The sequence below is a fragment of the Aeromonas sp. 603404 genome (genome assembly GCF_049171775.1).
Taxonomy (GTDB): domain Bacteria; phylum Pseudomonadota; class Gammaproteobacteria; order Enterobacterales; family Aeromonadaceae; genus Aeromonas; species Aeromonas veronii_A.
Window position 1 is genome coordinate 42,343 of sequence record NZ_JAAKPE010000017.1, and the last position, 15,415, is coordinate 57,757.

The following is a 15,415-nucleotide window of genomic DNA, read 5'->3' on the forward strand; positions in this document are numbered from 1 at the left end:
AGCATGGAGAACAAGATGAAGAAAGGATTGTCCAAGATTGCCCTGGCGCTGTTTGCCGCCGGTTTCGCCTTCAGTGTCTCAGCCGCTGATATCAAGGTGGGTGTCGCCTCTGACGCCACTTCGCTGGATCCGCAGGAGCAGCTCTCCGGTCAGACCCTGGAGATGTCGCACCTGGTATTCGATCCCCTGATGCGTTACACCCAGGACCTGCAGTTCGAGCCCCGTCTGGCCGAGAAGTATGAGCGTATTGACGACAAGACCGTCCGCTTCCACCTGCGCAAAGGGGTCAAGTTCCACTCCGGTAACGACTTCACCGCAGACGACGTGGTGTGGACCGTCAACCGCCTGAAATCCTCCGTCGACTTCAAGGCGATCTTCGATCCCATCAGCGAAGTGAAGAAAGTCGATGACTACACCGTCGATCTGATTACCGCCAAGCCGTTCCCGCTGGTGCTGCAGACCGTCACCTACATCTTCCCGATGGACTCCAAGTTCTACACCGGCAAAACCGAAGCGGGCAAAGACAAGGCCGAGATCGTCAAAAACGGCGACTCCTATGCCTCTACCCACGTCTCCGGTACTGGCCCGTTCACCGTCAAGTTCCGCGAGCAGGGCGTGAAGCTGGATTATGCCCGCAACGCCAACTACTGGGATAAAGCTTCCAAGGGTAACGTCGAGAACCTGACCGTGGTGCCGATCAAGGAAGATGCGACCCGTGTTGCAGCCCTGTTGGGTGGCGACGTGGACATGATCTATCCGGTTGCGCCGAACGATCTGGAGCGTGTGAAGAATGGCAAGGACTCCCAGCTGGTCACCCTGTCCGGTACCCGTGCCATCATCATCGAGCTGAACCAGAACACCAACCCGGCGCTGAAAGACAAGCGCGTGCGTCAGGCGATCAACTACGCCATCAACCAGGTGGGCATCGTCGAGAAGATTAACAAGGGCTTCGGTACCCCTGCTGGTCAGCTGAGCCCGAAAGGCTATGCCGGTCATAACGAGGCGCTGGTGCCCCAGTATGATCTGGCCAAGGCCAAGGAGCTGATGAAAGAGGCCGGTTACGAGAAAGGCTTCAAGATGACCTTCATCTCCCCGGCTGCCCGCTACGTCAACGACGTCAAGATTGCCCAAGCTGTTTCCGCCATGCTGGCCAAGATCAACATCAAGGTGGATCTGAAGACCATGCCGGTGGCCCAGTACTGGCCGGAGTTTGACAAGTGCGCCGCTGACATGCAGCTGATTGGCTGGCACTCCGATACTGAAGATACCGCGAACTTCTTCGAGTTCCTGACCTTCACCAAGGATGCCAAGACCGGTATGGGCCAGTACAACTGCGCCGGTTATGCCAACGCCGAAGCTGACAAGATGGTGATGGATGCCAATGCCGAGACCGATCCGGCCAAGCGTGCCGAGATGCTGAAGAAGGTCGAAGCCATGCTGATCGAAGATGCTGCCTATGTGCCGTTGCACTGGGAAGATCTGGCCTATGGCGCCAAGAAGAACGTCGACATCAAGCCGGTGGTCAACGTGATGAACTTCCCTTACCTGGGTGACCTGGTGGTCAGCAAGTAAGAGAACGTCGCAAGGAAGGACGGGGCGGGGTGGTCAGCTGGCCACTCCGCCCACTAACAGAAGCCTGTGCCACGACACAGGCCACGTAGAAGGACAAGCATGTTTACATTCCTGCTGAAACGGTTCTATCAGGCCGTGATAGTGATGTTCGTCATCAGCCTGGTCGCCTTCTCCATCCAGGATAACCTGGGTGACCCGTTGCGCGAGCTGGTGGGACAATCCGTCTCCGAAGCCCAGCGTCACGAGTTGCGCGAGAAGATGGGCCTTAACGATCCCTTCCTCATCAAATACAGCCGCTTTCTGAAAAATGCGGTGCATGGGGATTTGGGCACCTCCTATTTCTTCAAGCGACCCGCTCTCGAGGTGATCCTCGACAAGCTGGTGGCTACCCTTGAGCTGGTGTTTGCCGCCGCGCTCATCATCGTGGTGGTCTCCATTCCACTCGGTGTCTATTCGGCGATCCGCCCGCGCAGCATTCCCACCAAGATCATCATGGCGGGGAGCAGTATCGGCATTTCGATCCCGGTGTTCCTGACCGCCATCATGCTGATGTATCTCTTCTCCATCCAGCTGGGCTGGCTGCCGGCCTATGGCCGCGGCGAGACCCGTAACCTGCTGGGCTGGGAGTCGGGCTTCTTCACCTGGGATGGCATCCTGCACCTGATCCTGCCGGCGGTGTCGCTCTCTTCCATCATGCTGCCGCTGTTTATCCGGCTGGTGCGCTCCGAGATGCTGGAGCAGCTCTCCTCCGAGTACGTCAAATTCGCCCGCGCCAAAGGGCTGGATAACAACAAGGTCTACTATCAGCACGCCCTCAAAAACACCATGCTGCCGGTCATTACCGTCGGCGGGGTGCAGATCGGCACTATGGTGGCCTACACCATTCTGACCGAGAGTGTGTTCCAGTGGCCGGGTACCGGCTTCCTGTTTCTTGAAGCGATCCACAGGGTCGATACCCCGCTGATCACCGCCTACGTCATCTTCGTGGGATTGATCTTCGTGGTGACCAATACCCTGGTCGACCTGCTCTACGGGTTGATCAACCCGACCGTTAACCTGACTGCCAAGGGGTAAGCGCATGACTAATGCTGTAACTGCAAGCCCAAGCCGTTGGGCACGATTCAAGAACTCTGACATCGTCTACTACTTCCTGCGGGACAAGGTAGCCATGTTCAGCTTTGCGGTGTTTGTGGTGTTCGTGCTGGCGGCGCTGCTGGCGCCCTGGCTCGCTCCGCACAACGTCTATGACCAGACCAGTTTTGATCTGATGGATGCCGAGTTGCCCCCCTCCTGGCTCGAAGGCGGCGAGGAGCGCTTCTGGCTCGGTACCGACAACCAGGGGCGGGATATCTGGAGCACCATCCTCTATGGCGCCCGTATCTCCCTCACTATCGGTCTGTTTGCGGTGGCGCTGCAGCTGGTGCTCGGTATCGTCATCGGTCTGATTGCCGGTTACTTCGGTGGCCGCATCGACAACCTGCTGATGCGCTTTGCCGATGTGCAGTTGTCGTTCTCCACCATGATGGTGGCGATCATCATCTCCGCCATCTTTCAGGCAACCTTTGGCTCCGAGTTCTACTCGAAGTTCGCCATCATGATGCTGGTGGTGATCATCGGTATCGCCGAGTGGCCGCAGTATGCCCGTACCGTGCGCGCCTCTGTGCTGGCGGAGAAGAAGAAGGAGTATGTGGAAGCAGCCAAGGTGATGGGATTCCGCGCCCCGCGCATCATGTTCCGCCACATTCTGCCCAACTGTTTGTCGCCCATTCTGGTGATCTCCACCGTGCAGGTGGCCAACGCCATCATGAGCGAGGCGGCACTCTCCTTCCTCGGTCTGGGAATGCCGGTTGATCAGCCCTCGCTCGGTTCGCTTATCAGCGTCGGCTTCAACTACATCTTCTCCGGTTCCTGGTGGATCACCGCCTTCCCGGGAATCTGTCTGGTGGTGCTGGTGCTGGTCATCAATCTGCTGGGTGACTGGCTGCGGGATGTGTTTAACCCCAAGATCTACAAAGGTTGATAACCTGCGCAAGAACTTACTGCGAGGCCGTGATCAAGGCTCATGTGCTGCTCGGAATCCTCATGTATTCACATATACTCCGGTTCCTGCGCTGCTCTTTACCTTGTTGACGGACTTCTCGCAACAGTTCTTGAACAGGTTCTAGATTATGAAGAACAAGAAGGGCGCCAGTGAGGCGCCCTTCTTTTGCTTGATAGCTTTAAGCGTTATCAGGCTTTCAGCCAGCTTTCGATACTGCGCTGGATGCCTGCATCGTCCAGACCAAGTAGGGCATAGATCTCCTGCTGGGTACCCTGTTCCACGAAGCGATCCGGCAAGCCGAGGTTGAGTACCGGCTTGCACTGTTTATTGCGCATCAGCAGCTCGTTCACCGCCGAACCGGCGCCGCCCATGATAGCGTTGTCTTCGATGGTGACGAAGTGATCGTGGCTGGCCGCCAGCGACAGCACCAGCGCCTCATCCATCGGTTTGACAAAGCGCATGTCCACCAGGGTGGCATCCAGCGCTTCGGCGGCCGTTTTCGCGTGGTGCAGCAGGGTGCCAAAGGCCAGAATAGCGGTACCCTTGCCCTCTCGCAGGATACGTCCCTTGCCGAGCTCCAGTGCCTGCATCTCTGACGAGATGGGGGAATCGCTCAGACTGCTGCCGCGGGGGTAACGCACGGCGACAGGGCCTTGCTGAAGATAGCCGGTATAGAGCATCTGGCGGCACTCGTTCTCGTCAGATGGCGTCATCACCACCATGTTGGGCACGGTGCGCAGGAAGCTGATGTCGAACGCTCCCTGATGGGTCGGGCCGTCGGCGCCCACCAGACCGGCCCGGTCGATGGCGAATAGCACCGGCAGATCTTGCAGCGCCACGTCGTGGATCACCTGATCGTAGGCGCGCTGCAGAAAGCTCGAATAGATGGCCACCACTGGCTTCTTGTCGGCGATGGCAAGACCGGCAGCGAACGTGACTGCATGTTGCTCGGCAATGGCCACATCGAAGTAGCGATCCGGATACTGCTGGCTGAATTTCACCAGACCGGAGCCTTCGCGCATGGCAGGGGTGATGCCGACCAGCTTCTCGTCTTTGGCGGCCATGTCGCACAGCCATTGGCCAAAGATGGCGGAGAAGGTGGGTTTGGCGGCGCTCGCTTTCGGCAGGGAACACTCGTCAGGATTGAACTTGGGCACAGCGTGATAACCGATGGGGTCTTTCTCCGCCGGCTCGTAACCCTTGCCCTTCTTGGTTTTGACGTGCAGCAACTGCGGACCCTTGAGATTGCGCATGTTGCGCAGGGTCTCGACCAGCGCTTCTATATCGTGACCGTCGATGGGGCCGATGTAGTTGAAGCCGAACTCCTCGAACAGGGTGCCGGGCACCACCATCCCCTTGAGGTGCTCTTCGGCCCGCTTGGCCAGCTCCTTGACCGGCGGCAGACCGGCCAGCACCTTCTTGCCGCCTTCGCGGATGGTGGTGTAGAGCTTGCCGGACATGACCCGGGCCAGATGGTTGTTGAGCGCCCCGACATTCTCGGAGATGGACATCTCGTTGTCGTTGAGGATCACCAGCATGTCTTTATGGACATCGCCGGCGTGGTTGAGCGCTTCAAAGGCCATCCCTGCGGTAATGGCACCATCACCAATTACCGCTACCACCTTGCGACCCAGCCCTTCACTCTCGGCGGCGACCGCCATACCGAGCGCCGCACCAATGGAGGTGCTGGAGTGGCCGACGGAGAGCACGTCGTACTCGCTCTCGCCGCGCCAGGGGAAGGGGTGCAGGCCATCTTTCTGCCGGATGGTGTGGATCTGGTCACGGCGCCCGGTCAGGATCTTGTGGGGATAGGCCTGATGGCCCACATCCCAGATCAGCCGATCGAACGGGGTGTTGTAGACGTAGTGCAGGGCCACGGTCAGTTCGACCGTGCCGAGACCGGAGGCAAAGTGTCCGCTGGAGCGGCTGACAGAGCGCAGCAGATATTCGCGCAGCTCGTTGCACAGCACCGGCAGCCGATCTTTGGGCAAGGAACGCAGCTCGACCGGAGTGTCCGCGAGGGCCAGGTTGGGGAAATTGCTAATATCAACGCTCATATTGTTACTGTTATCCAGCGTTTAGTGGGTTCGCTCGATGATGTAATCGGCAAACGCTTCCAGAATGTCGGTATTGTAGGGCAAGGATTGCAGGGCTGTTAAGGCTTTCCCATGCAGTTCGCGAGCCAGCTCACGGGCATTTTCGAGTCCGAGCAGGGCCGGATAGGTACTTTTCTCCAGCGCCAGGTCAGAACCTTGCGGCTTGCCCAGGGTGGCGGTATCACCTGTGATGTCGAGGATGTCATCCTGCACCTGAAAGGCGAGGCCAATCGCGGCGGCATAGGTTTGCAGGGCAATCAGGGTTGCGTCATCGACATCGGCTTTGCACAGGGCGCCGAGCGCCACGGCGCACTCAATCAGCGCACCGGTCTTGTGGCGGTGTACCTGCTCCAGTTCGGCAAGCGTGATCTGGCGCCCTTCAGCCTGCAGGTCCAGTGCCTGACCACCACACATACCCAGATAGCCGGAGGCGCGGGCGAGGGTACTCAGCATCCGCACCCGGTTGGCCATCAAGGAGTCGGGCATGGGGTGATCGGCCAGAATGGAGAACGCCAGCGTCTGCAGCGCATCACCGGCCAGAATGGCGGTGCCTTCATCGAATGCCTTGTGAACGGTCGGCTGGCCGCGACGCAAGTCGTCGTCATCCATGGCGGGCAGATCGTCGTGCAGCAGTGAGTAGGCATGGATGCACTCCACGGCAGCCGCAGGGCCGTCCAGCAGGTCGCTCTTTACGCCCAGCATTTCGCCGACCGCGTAGACCAGAAACGGGCGAACCCGCTTGCCGCCCAGCAGCAGGCCATATTTCATGGCATCACGCAGACGAGGCGCCATGGGTGGCAAAGCTTCAAGTTTTGCCAACAGGCAGTCATCAATACGCTGGCGATGCTGACGGGAAAAATGGACCAGTGCCACTCACTCGTCTCCTTGTTCTGGCTGGAAGGGGGTCAGCTGATCACTGCCATCGGCCTTGCTCAGCAGGATCTGGATCTTCTGCTCGGCTTGCTCCAGCTTTTGTTGGCCAGCCCGCACCAGATGGATTCCCTGCTCGAACTGTTTGAGGGCCTCCTCCAGCGGTAGGGAACCTTGCTCCAGCTGATGAACGATGGTTTCCAGCTCTTCGAGAGTGGCGTCAAAACTCAGACGGTCGATTTTTTTACTGGCCATGTCCATCCTCGGGAATTGAAAAAACGGCTTATATTAACATCGACCGCCCACCGGGGGGAGGCTGAAAAACGCTGCCTCCTCAAACTCTCGATAAACTGGCCGATAATGAACCATGATTCTCAGTGGATGCATGCTTGCCGCTTGGGTCGCAATAGCAGAAAATTCAACAAACTATAATTGGGCATAAGAACCGGTGACAGGAGTAGGGACGTGGATCTAGGCAGTCTGATAGGGATAGTGCTGGGTTTCGGGGTGGTGGTGTACGGCATGCTGCTGGGGGGCCCCATGAGCATGTACGTCGACATGCCATCGGTCTACATCACCGTATTGGGCTCCATCTTCATCGCCATGATGAAGTTCAACCTAGGCCAGTTTCTGATGGCGTTTAAGGTCGCTGGTAAAGCTTTTATGTACAAGGGCGACAAGCTGGAAGACCTCATAGTTAAAGCCGTTGAGCTTGCCGATGCCGCCCGTAAAGGCGGATTTCTGGCGCTTGAAGCGGCCGAGATTCCCAATCCCTTCATGAAAAAAGGGATCGATATGCTGGTGGATGGCCATGATGCCGATGTAGTGCGCGCAGTGATGGAAAAGGATATCGAGTTGACTGCCGAACGTCACGTCATTGCGATCAAGGTGTTCCGTACCCTTGGGGATCTTGGCCCGGCGATGGGGATGATCGGTACGCTGGTGGGTCTGGTGGCCATGTTGGCCAATATGAGTGATCCCAAATCTATCGGTCCTGCCATGGCTGTAGCCCTCTTGACCACTCTGTATGGTGCGATCGAAGCCAACATGCTGGCCATCCCGATAGCCGACAAGCTGGAACTGCGAAGCGGCGAAGAGCGACTTAGCCGTTCGCTGATCCTCGATGCCATCATGGGGATCCAGGATGGCCAAAACCCGCGGGTGATCCAGTCCATGCTGCAGAACTATCTGAACCAGTCCAAACGCAACAACGGCAGTGAGTAGGGAGCCCTATGTCTGATTGCAAATGCCCGCCTCCCGGCCTGCCCGGTTATATGGGGACCTTCGCCGACCTCATGTCGCTGCTGATGTGCTTTTTCGTGTTGTTGCTCTCCTTTGCCGAGATGGATGTGCAGAAGTTCAAGCAGATTGCGGGGTCCATGGAGAAGGCATTCGGGGTCCAGAATATCCTTGAGGTGAAAGATATTCCGAAGGGAACTTCTGTCATTGCCCAGGAGTTCCGTCCTGGCCGCCCAGAGCCAACCCCGATTGATACCGTGATGCAGCAGACCATGGACATGACCCAGACCGAGCTGGATTTTTTGCCCGGTGAGGCCGAGCAGGCAGGTGGTCAGGACAAGAGTGATGGCAAGCAGACGGGGGGGGACACAGCTCAGGATGCTCAGAAGGCGCAGCAGCAGTCCAATACCCTGGCAAAGGCGCTGGCCGAGCAGATGAAAGATCAGATCCAGGATGGTGCCATCGAAATCGAGGCGTTGGGACAGCAGATTATTATCCGGATCAGGGAAAAAGCCTCCTTCCCGGCTGGCTCGGCGTTTCTGCAACCCCAGTTCTGGCCGGTTATTCGCAAGGTCGCGACCCTGCTCAAGGATGTACCGGGTGAAATCACCATATCCGGCCACACCGACAACGTGGCGACCGAGGACGAGCTGTTTCAGTCCAACTGGGAGCTTTCGTCCCAGCGAGCAGTGGCTGTGGCACACCAGATGATCAAGGTCCCAGGATTTGATCAGGGACGCTTGATTGTGCAGGGGATGGCCGATTCCCAACCATTGGTGCCCAACAATACTCCCGAGAATCGCCGGATGAACCGACGGGTAGAGATCGCTATCATGCAGGGCAAACCGACCATTTCCTCTCCTATTTCGGTACCGGAAGGAAAGTAATATTTCTTGGAGCAACAGATAAAGCGGGATCTGCATCAGGGGGCCGACATGGATTTTGTGTTGGCTTCATATTAAGATGCGCCATCCGAACCGAGTGCTGCGGCGTCCTGACAGATAGCCGCAGCTTCTATTTTCAAGCAACCCAGGTTTCGACTATGAATCATACTCCGATGACTGTTCGCGGCGCTGAGAAGCTGCGCGAAGAGCTCGAATATCTCAAGACCGAGCTTCGTCCCCAGATTATCGAAGCGATTGCTGAAGCCCGTGAGCACGGTGATCTGAAAGAGAATGCCGAATACCATGCCGCCCGTGAGCAGCAGGGGTTCTGTGAAGGCCGCATTCAGGAAATTGAAGCCAAGCTCTCCAATGCCCAGGTGATCGATGTCACCAAGATGACCAACAATGGTCGCATCATCTTTGGTGCCACCGTGACCCTGCTCAAGAGCGAAACAGAGGAAGAGGTTATCTACCGCATCGTGGGTGACGATGAGGCTGACATCAAGCAGAACCTTATCTCTGTCAACTCTCCGATTGCCCGCGCTCTGATTGGCAAGGAAGTGGACGATGTGGCGCTCGTCAAGACGCCCGCAGGTGATGTGGAGTACGAAATCCTGGACGTTGCCTACATCTGATGTAGTTAATGCGGGATGAGACGGGGGAGCACTTGCTCCCCTGTTTGTTGCGCTTCAGGCTGGTTGGTAAGCGTCGTTGAAGGTGTCCTGATGGCGCTGAAACAGCCAGTGACGAAGTCGCTCTATGTTTGCCTCGCTCATCTGGAAACTGAGTGCCCAAGTTGCACGGTCTGCATTAGATTTGACCCGTCTCACCAGCCTGGCCTGCAAGGGAAATGGCGCCTCTGTGGCGATCTGCAGAGTTCCCTGCAAGGTAGTATCCGCCATCATATCTGTGGGCAGATCTTCCACGATGAGGCCATTGAGCGAAAGGCTCAGCACTTGGAGTACTCCATGAGCTGTTTGCAGTGTCGCTTTCTGGGCAAGTCTCCAAGCTCTTGGCTGGGCAAACCCCAGCTCCCGGATCACTGGCGCAGCGAGCCGAGGCTCGACAAAGCCATCTTCTCTCTGGATAAAGGTGAGGGGGAATCGCAACTGATGGCCTGCATAGCGGGCTTCCAATACCAGCTGTTCGGCTTTTTGCAGCAAGCCAAGCATGGGGTTGTCGAGATGTCCGCTCAGAAGGTGGGTCGCCTCCGAGCATCCCAGCTCCCGCAACATGGTCAGTTCATCGTCGGTCAGAATAGGATGGTGAGCCATGGCGCGTGTCCGAAACTATTCATCGCAGGTTAAGGGCTTGGCGACTACTGTGGCAAGCGACTCGGGAAGAAGTGAAATAAGGAAAGAGCAATGCTCTTTCCTTTTACTTGCGAGGCAGCTGGATTTTGGGTTCGTTGGCCTGACGATAGATGGTCAGCACATGACCCATGCTCTGTACTTTTACAGAGCCTGTTTCACGGACGATGGCATCCATAACCAGTTGTTTCATCTCGCGATCTTCAGAGGCAACCTTAACCTTGATCAGCTCGTGATGGTTCAGCGCCAGATCGATCTCCGCCAGTACACCTTCGGTCAGACCGTGCTGACCCAGCAGGACGACAGGCTTGAGGCTGTGGGCAAGGCCCTTGAGGTACTGTTTCTGTTTATTGTTGAGAATCATCGCAATTTCTTCATAAGTCAGGGTTGAAAGGGGCGTATTCTACCCCCACTTAGCCCTTAATACTAATAACCCTTGTGGTTTTTTAAAGCCGATTATCATGACCCAGAAAAAACGTTCCGCCAGCTCCACCCGCTGGTTAAAAGAACATTTCGACGATCAATACGTCAAAAAAGCCCAGAAATTGGGGCTGCGTTCCCGTGCTGTTTTCAAGATCGACGAGATCCAGGGCAAAGACCGCCTGTTGAAAAATGGCATGACGGTAGTGGATTTGGGGGCTGCCCCCGGCGGCTGGTCCCAATTCGCGGTCGAGCAGGTTGGCGAATCGGGTCGGGTCATCGCCTGCGATATTCTGCCTATGGATCCCATTGCCGGTGTCGATTTCCTGCAGGGGGACTTTCGGGAGGAAACTGTACTCGGTGCCTTGCTGGAGCGAGTCGGACCCGACAAGGTCGATGTCGTGATGTCCGACATGGCCCCCAACATGAGCGGCACCCAGCAGGTGGATCAGGCTCGTGCCATGTATCTGGTCGAGTTGGCTCTGGACATGTGTCATCAGGTATTGCGCAGTGACGGCAGTTTTGTGGTGAAGGTGTTTCAGGGGGAGGGCTTTGATGCCTATCTGAATGAAATTCGGAAACTTTTCTCCGCCGTTAAAATTCGTAAACCAGACTCATCCCGCGCCAGATCACGGGAAGTCTACATTGTGGCTACCGGTTTTAAACTGTAGTACCCTAACCTTCATCGTTAACTGTCAGTCTGCGAGGTTACTGATTTGAGTGACATGGCGAAAAACTTAATCCTGTGGCTGGTCATCGCCGTCGTATTGATGTCGGTGTTCAATAGCTTCAGCCCCAGCGATACCATCAGTCGCCAGCTGGACTATTCCAGCTTCGTTAAAGAGGTGACCCAAGATCAGATCCGTGAAGTGCGGATGGACGGTAAGGTCATTAATGGCGTCAAGCGTACTGGTGAACGATTCACCACCATCATCCCGGCGCCGGATCCCCAGCTGCTCAACGATATGCTCAATCACAACGTCAAGGTGATGGGCGAGAAGCCGGAAGAGCCGTCTTTGCTGACCTCTATCTTCATCTCCTGGTTCCCGATGTTGCTGCTGATCGGTGTCTGGGTCTTCTTCATGCGTCAGATGCAGGGCGGCGGTGGCAAAGGCGCCATGTCGTTTGGCAAGAGCAAGGCTCGCCTGATGAGTGAAGATCAGATCAAGACTACCTTTGCCGATGTAGCTGGTTGCGATGAAGCCAAGGAAGAGGTGAAGGAGCTGGTCGACTATCTGCGCGACCCGAGCAAATTCCAGAAACTGGGTGGCAAGATCCCGACTGGCGTACTGCTGGTAGGTCCTCCCGGTACCGGTAAAACCCTGCTGGCCAAGGCCATTGCGGGTGAGGCCAAGGTGCCCTTCTTCACCATCTCGGGTTCTGATTTCGTGGAGATGTTCGTGGGTGTCGGTGCCTCCCGGGTACGTGACATGTTCGAGCAGGCCAAGAAATCCTCCCCCTGCATCATCTTCATCGATGAAATTGATGCGGTCGGTCGCCAGCGTGGCGCCGGTCTGGGCGGTGGTCACGATGAGCGTGAGCAGACCCTTAACCAGATGCTGGTCGAGATGGATGGCTTTGAAGGCAATGAAGGCATCATCGTCATCGCTGCCACCAACCGTCCTGACGTACTGGATCCGGCACTACTGCGTCCGGGCCGTTTCGACCGTCAGGTTGTGGTCGGTCTGCCGGATGTCCGTGGTCGCGAGCAGATCCTGAAAGTGCACATGCGCAAAGTTCCGTTGGCGGATGACGTCAATCCGGCGCTGATTGCCCGTGGTACACCCGGTTTCTCCGGTGCGGATTTGGCCAACCTGGTCAACGAAGCTGCCCTCTTCTCTGCTCGCGAAAGTCGCCGAGTAGTCTCCATGGCTGAGTTCGAAAAGGCCAAGGACAAGATCATGATGGGTGCGGAACGTCGCTCCATGGTGATGAAAGAGTCCGAGAAGGAGATGACTGCGTATCATGAAGCCGGTCACGCCATTATCGGTCGCGTGGTTCCGGATCATGATCCCGTTTACAAGGTCTCCATTATTCCGCGTGGCCGTGCGCTGGGTGTGACCATGTACCTGCCTGAGCAGGATCGCTGGAGCCACTCCAAGCAGCATCTGGAGTCGATGATCTCCAGCCTGTATGGCGGTCGTCTGGCGGAAGAGTTGATCTACGGTGCCGAGAAGGTCTCGACCGGCGCGTCCAACGACATCGAGCGAGCCACCGAGATTGCACGCAAGATGGTGACCCAGTGGGGTATGTCCGAGCGTCTCGGCCCGATGCTTTATGCGGAAGAAGATGGCGAGGTGTTCCTCGGTCGCAGCATGGCCAAGGCCAAGCACATGTCCGACGACACTGCGCGCATCATCGATGCTGAGGTGAAGCAGGTCATTGATCGCAACTACGACCGCGCCAAGCAGATCCTGCTGGATAACATGGATGTACTGCACAGCATGAAAGATGCGTTGATGAAGTATGAAACCATCGACGCCAAACAGATCGATGATCTGATGGCGCGTCGCGAGGTTCGTGCTCCGAGCAACTGGCATGACGAGCACGGTGATACCCCGCAAGGCGGTTCCACCGTGGCTGCCGAGGCCAAGCCTGCCGATGAGGCTGCACCGGTGGCGGATGTCACTATCGACAAAGCCAACGACGCTCCGGCCAAATAATCGTGACTCTCCAAACCCCGGGCTTGCCCGGGGTTTTTCTTTATCAGATGGACGTGAAAATGCAGTTAACCAGCAAGGGGCTTAGCCTCTCTCTCGATCGTCCCCATGTGATGGGGATCCTCAATGTGACGCCCGACTCCTTCTCCGATGGCGGTAATTTCAACCAGTTTGAACGGGCAATGGCTCATGCGCGCCAGATGGTCTCTGACGGTGCGACCCTCATTGACATCGGTGGCGAGTCAACCCGCCCTGGTGCGCCCGATGTGAGCGAGCAGGAGGAGCTGGACAGGGTCATTCCTGTCGTGGAGCAGATGGCCCGTGAGCTGGATGTGATGATCTCCCTCGATACCTCCAAAGCGGCTGTGATGCGGGAGGGTTGCAAGGCGGGAGCCCATCTGATCAACGATGTGCGGGCACTGCAAGAACCTGGAGCACTGCAAGCCGCGGCCGAAGCGCGGGTTCCGGTCTGTCTGATGCATATGCAGGGGCAGCCGCGAACGATGCAGGTCGAGCCGCACTATGACGACCTGATCGGGGAGGTACGCGCCTTCTTTGATGAGCGTATTGCGGCTTGTCTGGCGGTCGGGATCCGTCGTGAAGAGCTGTTGCTGGATCCGGGATATGGCTTTGGCAAGACCCTTGCACACAACTATCGGTTGTTGGCGGCTCAAAAGGAACTACTTGATTATGACCTGCCGCTATTGGTGGGGATGTCGCGAAAGTCTATGATAGGCAACTTGCTGGGCCGTCCGGTGGATGAGCGTCTGGCGGGCAGTCTGGCATGCGCCCTTATCGGTATGCAGCATGGGGCTCGCATCATCAGGGTACACGATGTAAGGGAGACCATGGACGCATTGCGCGTCGGTTGGCTGGCAATGACGGGACAAGATTTTATTTCCAGATAATAAAGAGAACAGACAATGGCAAGAAAGTATTTCGGTACCGATGGTGTGCGCGGCAAGGTTGGCGAATACCCGATCACCCCTGATTTTGTAATGAAATTGGGTTGGGCTGCCGGCAAGGTGCTCTCCAAGAAGGGCACCAAAAAGGTGCTGATTGGCAAAGATACCCGCATCTCCGGTTACATGCTGGAATCCGCGCTGGAAGCGGGGCTCTCCGCGGCAGGCCTTAAAGCCATTCTGATGGGGCCCATGCCCACGCCGGCGGTTGCCTACCTGACTCGCACTTTCCGTGCCGAGGCCGGCATCGTCATCAGCGCTTCCCACAACCCCTTCTACGACAACGGCATCAAGTTCTTCTCCGCCGATGGCACCAAGCTGCCCGATGATGTCGAGCTGGCTATCGAAGCCGAGCTGGATCACGAGCTCAAGTGTGTCGAGTCTGCCGAACTTGGCAAAGCGGTGCGCATTGATGATGCTGCCGGTCGCTATATCGAATTTTGCAAGAGCACCTTCCCCTCCCACATGAATCTGGATGGGGTGAAAATGGTGGTCGACTGTGGCCACGGCGCTACTTACCACATTGCGCCGTCGGTTTTCCGCGAGCTGGGTGCTGAAGTGATCACAATGGGCTGTGCCCCGGATGGTCTCAACATCAACGATGGTGTCGGCTCGACTGCGCCTGACGCACTGGTTGCCAAGGTGCTGGAGTGCAAGGCCGATCTGGGGGTTGCCTTTGATGGCGATGGTGACCGTCTGATCATGGTCGACCATACCGGCTATCTCATCGACGGTGATGAAGTGCTCTATATCATCGCGCGCGATGCTCTGCGCAATGGTCGCCTCAAAGGCGGTGTCGTCGGCACTCTGATGGCCAACATGGGTCTGGAGCTGGCGCTGCAAACCCTGGGCATTCCGTTTGCCCGTGCCAAGGTGGGTGACCGCTATGTGCTGGAGATGATGGAAGAGAAGGGCTGGCGCATCGGTGGCGAGAACTCCGGCCACATTATCTGTCTTGATCAAACCACTACGGGTGATGGCATCGTAGCCGCTTTGCAGGTGCTCACTGCCATGCGCAGTGCCGAGATGCCGCTTGCCAAGCTGCGCTCCGGCATGAACAAGTTCCCGCAGGTACTGGTGAATGTTCGTTTTGCCGAAGGCAAGGATCCGCTGGCCGCTGATGCTGTCATGGCTGAGGTTGCCAAGGTGGAACAGGAGCTGGCTGGTCGTGGTCGCGTACTGTTGCGTAAATCAGGTACCGAACCGCTGATCCGGGTCATGGTCGAAGGGGAGCATGAACAGCAGGTGCGTGACATGGCTCAGCGCATCGCCAAGCAGGTTGAATCGGCGTTTTAATGAACAACCAGGGCGGCTTTTTAGCCGCCCTGGTTGTATCTTGTTCAAACGATTCAAAAATTTAA

The 15,415-nt window shown here is 57.0% G+C and carries 15 protein-coding genes; 10 read left to right on the forward strand and 5 right to left on the reverse strand.

Translation table 11 applies throughout. The features are described from left to right. Positions 1-15: 15 nt before the first annotated feature. The 3 genes from G5306_RS18490 to G5306_RS18500 all read left to right on the forward strand — a co-directional run bounded on the left by G5306_RS18490 (position 16) and on the right by G5306_RS18500 (position 3,592). Complete coding sequence (locus G5306_RS18490) at positions 16-1,572, forward strand: ABC transporter substrate-binding protein (protein WP_106842304.1); 1,557 nt, start codon at positions 16-18, stop codon at positions 1,570-1,572. Between the two features lie 99 nt (positions 1,573-1,671). Then, positions 1,672-2,646: an ABC transporter permease gene (locus G5306_RS18495; RefSeq protein WP_005349514.1), complete on the forward strand. Its 975-nt coding sequence runs from the start codon at positions 1,672-1,674 to the stop codon at positions 2,644-2,646. Positions 2,647-2,650: 4 nt separating this feature from the next. Beyond that, the gene (locus tag G5306_RS18500) at positions 2,651-3,592 is read left to right on the forward strand and encodes an ABC transporter permease (protein WP_019445927.1); all 942 of its coding nucleotides are present in this window, start codon (positions 2,651-2,653) and stop codon (positions 3,590-3,592) included. Between the two features lie 209 nt (positions 3,593-3,801). Here G5306_RS18500 and dxs read toward each other — a convergent pair whose 3' ends face one another. From dxs to xseB, 3 genes are read right to left on the reverse strand one after another with little or no spacing between them, the layout of a single operon-like run. Beyond that, positions 3,802-5,670 carry a 1-deoxy-D-xylulose-5-phosphate synthase gene (gene dxs / locus G5306_RS18505; RefSeq protein ID WP_421205879.1) on the reverse strand — a complete coding sequence of 623 codons (1,869 nt, stop codon included), beginning with the start codon at positions 5,668-5,670 and terminating at the stop codon, positions 3,802-3,804. A 21-nt stretch (positions 5,671-5,691) separates the two neighbouring features. Beyond that, positions 5,692-6,582, reverse strand: coding sequence for a (2E,6E)-farnesyl diphosphate synthase (gene ispA, locus G5306_RS18510; protein ID WP_216951956.1), 891 nt, complete (start codon positions 6,580-6,582; stop codon positions 5,692-5,694). After that, entirely contained in the window at positions 6,583-6,834 is a 252-nt protein-coding gene (gene xseB, locus G5306_RS18515) for an exodeoxyribonuclease VII small subunit (RefSeq protein ID WP_216951955.1), read from the reverse strand. A 210-nt stretch (positions 6,835-7,044) separates the two neighbouring features. Between xseB and pomA the strand changes: the two genes are divergently transcribed. From pomA to greA, 3 genes are all read left to right on the forward strand, one after another. Then, complete coding sequence (pomA, locus tag G5306_RS18520; protein WP_216951954.1) at positions 7,045-7,803, forward strand: flagellar motor protein PomA; 759 nt, start codon at positions 7,045-7,047, stop codon at positions 7,801-7,803. Positions 7,804-7,811: 8 nt separating this feature from the next. Then, positions 7,812-8,705 carry a flagellar motor protein MotB gene (locus G5306_RS18525; protein WP_216951953.1) on the forward strand — a complete coding sequence of 298 codons (894 nt, stop codon included), beginning with the start codon at positions 7,812-7,814 and terminating at the stop codon, positions 8,703-8,705. 155 nt (positions 8,706-8,860) lie between these two features. Then, entirely contained in the window at positions 8,861-9,337 is a 477-nt protein-coding gene (greA, locus tag G5306_RS18530; RefSeq protein ID WP_216951952.1) for a transcription elongation factor GreA, read from the forward strand. A gap of 54 nt (positions 9,338-9,391) precedes the next feature. On the opposite strand, the gene G5306_RS18535 is transcribed toward greA, so the two are convergent. Both G5306_RS18535 and yhbY read right to left on the reverse strand, forming a co-directional pair. Further along, complete coding sequence (locus tag G5306_RS18535) at positions 9,392-9,976, reverse strand: PilZ domain-containing protein (RefSeq protein ID WP_421258724.1); 585 nt, start codon at positions 9,974-9,976, stop codon at positions 9,392-9,394. A gap of 103 nt (positions 9,977-10,079) precedes the next feature. Beyond that, positions 10,080-10,376: a ribosome assembly RNA-binding protein YhbY gene (gene yhbY, locus G5306_RS18540; RefSeq protein ID WP_033114153.1), complete on the reverse strand. Its 297-nt coding sequence runs from the start codon at positions 10,374-10,376 to the stop codon at positions 10,080-10,082. Between the two features lie 97 nt (positions 10,377-10,473). Between yhbY and rlmE the strand changes: the two genes are divergently transcribed. From rlmE to glmM, 4 genes are read left to right on the forward strand one after another with little or no spacing between them, the layout of a single operon-like run. Further along, the gene (gene rlmE / locus G5306_RS18545) at positions 10,474-11,103 is read left to right on the forward strand and encodes a 23S rRNA (uridine(2552)-2'-O)-methyltransferase RlmE (RefSeq protein ID WP_216951950.1); all 630 of its coding nucleotides are present in this window, start codon (positions 10,474-10,476) and stop codon (positions 11,101-11,103) included. Positions 11,104-11,148: 45 nt separating this feature from the next. After that, positions 11,149-13,095 carry an ATP-dependent zinc metalloprotease FtsH gene (ftsH, locus tag G5306_RS18550; RefSeq protein ID WP_421313414.1) on the forward strand — a complete coding sequence of 649 codons (1,947 nt, stop codon included), beginning with the start codon at positions 11,149-11,151 and terminating at the stop codon, positions 13,093-13,095. A 59-nt stretch (positions 13,096-13,154) separates the two neighbouring features. Then, the gene (gene folP / locus G5306_RS18555; RefSeq protein ID WP_421209897.1) at positions 13,155-14,000 is read left to right on the forward strand and encodes a dihydropteroate synthase; all 846 of its coding nucleotides are present in this window, start codon (positions 13,155-13,157) and stop codon (positions 13,998-14,000) included. Positions 14,001-14,015: 15 nt separating this feature from the next. Then, positions 14,016-15,350, forward strand: coding sequence for a phosphoglucosamine mutase (gene glmM / locus G5306_RS18560; RefSeq protein WP_139434790.1), 1,335 nt, complete (start codon positions 14,016-14,018; stop codon positions 15,348-15,350). The last annotated feature ends 65 nt before the right edge of the window (positions 15,351-15,415 follow it).